The 4,077-nt window shown below is 65.5% G+C and carries 3 protein-coding genes; 2 read left to right on the top strand and 1 reads right to left on the bottom strand.

Going from position 1 to position 4,077, the window contains the following annotated elements; translation table 11 throughout:
- The first annotated feature begins 266 nt into the window (after window positions 1-266).
- Together ACQPYY_RS18250 and ACQPYY_RS18245 are read left to right on the top strand one after the other, a co-directional pair.
- Entirely contained in the window at window positions 267-647 is a 381-nt protein-coding gene (locus ACQPYY_RS18250) for an IS5 family transposase (protein ID WP_433590286.1), read from the top strand.
- Window positions 637-1,413 carry a transposase gene (locus ACQPYY_RS18245; protein ID WP_433594672.1) on the top strand — a complete coding sequence of 259 codons (777 nt, stop codon included), beginning with the start codon at window positions 637-639 and terminating at the stop codon, window positions 1,411-1,413. The genes ACQPYY_RS18250 and ACQPYY_RS18245 overlap by 11 nt, the downstream gene beginning before the upstream one ends.
- Window positions 1,414-1,914: 501 nt before the next feature.
- On the opposite strand, the gene ACQPYY_RS18240 is transcribed toward ACQPYY_RS18245, so the two are convergent.
- On the bottom strand, window positions 1,915-4,011 hold the full coding sequence (locus ACQPYY_RS18240) for an acyltransferase family protein (protein ID WP_433590285.1): 2,097 nt from the start codon (window positions 4,009-4,011) through the stop codon (window positions 1,915-1,917).
- Between the last annotated feature and the right edge of the window lie 66 nt (window positions 4,012-4,077).

Below are 4,077 nucleotides of genomic sequence, written 5' to 3'. Positions count from 1 at the left end.
CTCGATACAGACGCCGCCTGGCCGCGACCCGCTCGGCGACAAGGACGAGGTGGTGGACTGCGCGAGCTGGTCGCCGCCGCATCGGTACTGCGGGACCGTGAACCGGTCAGTGGTCGTCGTAGTGTCCGTCGTCCACGGGGACCAGTCGGTGCCGCCCGAGCCCCTCGCCGCCGGTGTACGGCGCGAACCCGTGGGCTGGGTCGTGTCTCCCAATGGGGTGAATCGATCGGCCCCATTGCTGGGGCCGATCGTGCATCATGGCCGCTGTGGCGACCGCGATCAGTGATCGGTACCAGATTTTGACCGACAAGCAGTGGGAACTGCTGGCGTTGCTATTGCCGAAATCAGAAGGCCACGTTGGCCGTAACTTCTCCAACAACCGCCTGGTCGTGGAAGGCATGTTGTATCGGCTCCGCACCAGCCTGCCCTGGCGTGACCTGCCCGAACACTTCGGTCCGTGGCAGACGGTATGGAAACGCCACCGCCGCTATGCCGCCGACGGCACCTGGGATCGGGTGCTGACTGCACTGCTGGCATTGGCCGACACCACCGGAGATCTGGACTGGGTAGTCTCGATCGACTCCACGATCGTGCGGGCCCATCAACATGCCGCCGGCGCTGCCGCCGACTCGGTGACTGGGCTATGAACCTGCCGATCACGCGATCGGGCGGTCCCGAGGCGGGCTGACGACCAAGATTCATCTGGCCACCGATGGTGCCGGTCGCGGTCTGGCGGTGCTGCTGACGCCCGGTCAAACCAACGACTCGCCGCTGCTGCCACAGTTGCTGGATGCGGTGGTGGTGCCGCGGCTGGAAGGCGGACCGCCACGCCGGAACCCGCAGGTTGTGATCGCCGGCCGCGCCTATCTACAAGCGGCGCAACGTCATCGGACGAGCCTTCAACAAGGCCACGCACTGGCGAGCGGTCGCGACTCGATACGACAAGCTCGCGACCACCTACCGTGCCGGATACGTCCTGGCCATCGTCGTCGAATGGCTCAAATCATTGGGAGACAAGACCTAGGGGTTGAGCGCGGCCGGGCCTGGCTCGGATGCGGGTCGTCGGCGCGGCCAGACTATGGAGACCCGGGGGTGCCAACCTTTACTCGTCAATCCTCCGGCGAGGCGTGTCGACACCAGCAGACTTGCGACCCACTGCTTCCGATCGAATCAGCCCGGGTGCGCTGCTGGCGGGAAGCCGAATTCCGCGACAGCGGCGAGGTCGTCGAGAACCGTCACCGCCTCACCTTCTGCTGCGATACAGCCATGCCTCAGCCTCGATTGCCCACACCGCGGCGAAAGTGGCGAAGAGACCGACCGCGAGCCGCTGCGCACACCGGCCGACCCCACTCAGCAAACTTGCAGAGTTCATCACATCCATGTCGAGCCCCTTCACGGCAAAGGCTGTCCTGATGATCAGGAGTTACACCGTCGGCGACATCCATCCGCATCGTAGACCGCGCACTTACGCCCCTTCTTCGGGCCGATGGTGGCGTGGATCGCCAATCAGGCGTGGATGTGTAGAACCGCCCACCAACAGTCGCGGACCACACCCCGAGGTCCGACACGGCCGGGGGCGTTGGGCGAGAGATGACCGAAAGCGATCTAGGCCCGAGTCGTCACTCGCCGCTGCCGAGCCTCCATCGATAGTGCCGCCACAGATGGCCATCGTCTACTGCCGTGCCGATCAGACGGATTCCAGGGATCTTTTGCGATTGCGTTCAGGCTGCGCTCGTTGTCGACGCGAATGCAGGCGTGGAAGGACTCCGCGCGCCGCAACAGGGTGGTCACAAGCCACCATTTTTGCGGCCATGGAGTACCCCGCCTTGAGCCGCTCCCCTGGGCTCCGCGGGATCTGCTCAGTACGTCACTATGACGTATTGAGGTGGGCTGGGCTGGGTGGAGGAAGGCCGGTCACCACCACCCCAGGATCGGCTGGAGTTCCCGGCCGAGCGCGGGGGCCAGAGACCTGGAATAGCTGGCGGTGAAGTGATGCTCGTCGTGGTAGATGAGGATGTTGCCCTCGACCACGGGGCAGATATCAGGTTCGCAGACAGCATCGGTGAGGTCGATCGGGAATACGTTGGGGTAGGCCGCCGCGGGCTCGAGAGCCGGGTCGACCGGATTGAGGGCATAGTCGCGTTTCATGCCGCAGCTGAGCCGGTCGCCGCCTTTGCTCAAACAGTCGATCCCGCTGTAGCGAATACCATTGCGCCGCAACCACGGGGTGTCGCGGACGGCGATGACATTGAGATTGCGGGCCGACAGTTGGGTCCACACATCCAGGTAGTCCTGGGGGGTTTCGTCACCACCGTCGTCCACGGGCCGGGTGCCAGTGGTGAACACCCAGTCCGGGTGGTCGGCGCCGAGACGGTCGATCACCTCACGGGACCAGTCTCGGCAGTCCGGATTGGGCTGGCCTTTGTACACGGGGTCCGCGGCGACGGTGAGCGGGCAGCCCATCTTCAAGTAGACGACGATCCGGAAATCGTTCTCGGCGGCGAGAATCTGCAGAGCGGGCAGCCAGTGCTCGGCGTGTGAACTACCCACCACCGCCAGCGTGCGCTCCGCGGTGGTGTCTCCGTAGGTGCAAGTCACGACGTCTCGGGTGTTCCAGTCGGCGATACAGCCATCGAGGGTGGGCGGCGGCAATTCCGAGGGCGCTTCCAACACGGTGGGCCGCATCTTCGCGAGTGGTGCGGAGGCGCCGCTGACCAATGCCTCAGCGCCGGGGTAGATCGCAGGATCCAAGGCGAATGCGCTGACGGCCGATGTGGATTGGGTGCGTATGACGAAATGCCAGGCCGAGGTCACGCCGATCACCGATACGCCGAGCACCGCGATCATCGACCATGCGGCCCGCCGATATCCGGTGGACAGGGCCGGGGTCCGTGTCCCCGACCGCAGCGGCTGCTCGATCCATCGGTGGGTCATCCAGGCGAGTACGAGCGAAGCGCCGATGATCAACACACCGTCGGTGAATCCCGCCCGCGGGCGGCCGGTTTCGACGAGAAGGAAGATCAGGAGCGGCCAATGCCACAGATACAGCGCGTAGGCCAGTTCTCCCAGCCGAACCGCCGGCGGAGTGCCGAGCAGCCTGTTGGGCAGGGGCCGCGACGCGGGATCGGTGTTGGCGCCGCTGGCGATCAACGCGATGGTCGCTCCGACCGGAAGCAAGGCGGCCGGGCCCGGGAAAAGATCGGCGCCGTCGAGGACCACTCCACACGCCAGCACCCCGGCCACACCGGCTATCGCCAGTAGCCACCGCACCGGCCGCGGCGGCGAGATCATCGGGGCCACGATCACGCACGCCGCACCGGCCAGCAGCTCCCACAATCGCGCGAAACTGTCGTAGTAGTTCCAGCCCTGATGCGTGGCCGCACCGTGCGCGGCATAGGCGAAAGATGCCACACCAACAGAGCTGATGACCGTCAGCAGCACGGGGCGCAGCAAACGGGCGGTGCTCGCGCGACGGGACAGCACCCAGGCGACGCCGGCCACGACGGTGATGGCGAGCAGGTAGTACTGGCCTTGCACCGACATCGACCACAAATGTTGCAGTGGACTCACGCTCGGGTCTGCGGCCAGGTAGTTCGACCACGACAGCGCCAACTGCCAATTCTGGTAGTAGAACATCGAAGCCGTCGTCTGGGTGGCGATGTCGGACCACCGCGTGTACGGGCTGATGTAGAACGCCGCGACAACGACCGCGGCCAGCACCGCGACCATTGCCGGGACCAGTCGCGCGAGCGTACGTCGCACCATGGCGACCATGTCGACCGATCCGGTCGACTCGGCTCGGCGTATCAGCATCCCGGTGAAGAAGAAGCCCGACAGTGTCAGGAAGACATCGACGCCGCCGGACACGCGGCCCATCCAGATGTGGAACATCACGACCAGCGCGACAGCCAGTCCGCGTAATCCGTCCAGGTCCAGTCGGTACTCCGAGCCCACCGTTTGACGTGGCGCATCCTGGTTCTCCTCGCGGCGTACGCGAGTCGACAACCTCATCGGCTACCTCTGACAGCGAAGGTCCTGCGGTGCGCCGAACGTGTCGGCTGATGCAGGGCGGGCGGA

Origin of the sequence: Nocardia sp. CA-145437 (genome assembly GCF_050956485.1) — a bacterium.
Lineage (GTDB): Bacteria > Actinomycetota > Actinomycetes > Mycobacteriales > Mycobacteriaceae > Nocardia.
The sequence above is the reverse complement of the archived record's forward strand: the minus strand, read 5'-3'. Positions and strand labels throughout refer to the sequence as shown.

Coding starts and splice junctions, on each gene's coding strand:
- ACQPYY_RS18240 (WP_433590285.1), bottom strand. CDS start 4,011: ATGAGGTTGTCGACTCGCGTACGCCGCGAGGAGAACCAGGATGCGCCA.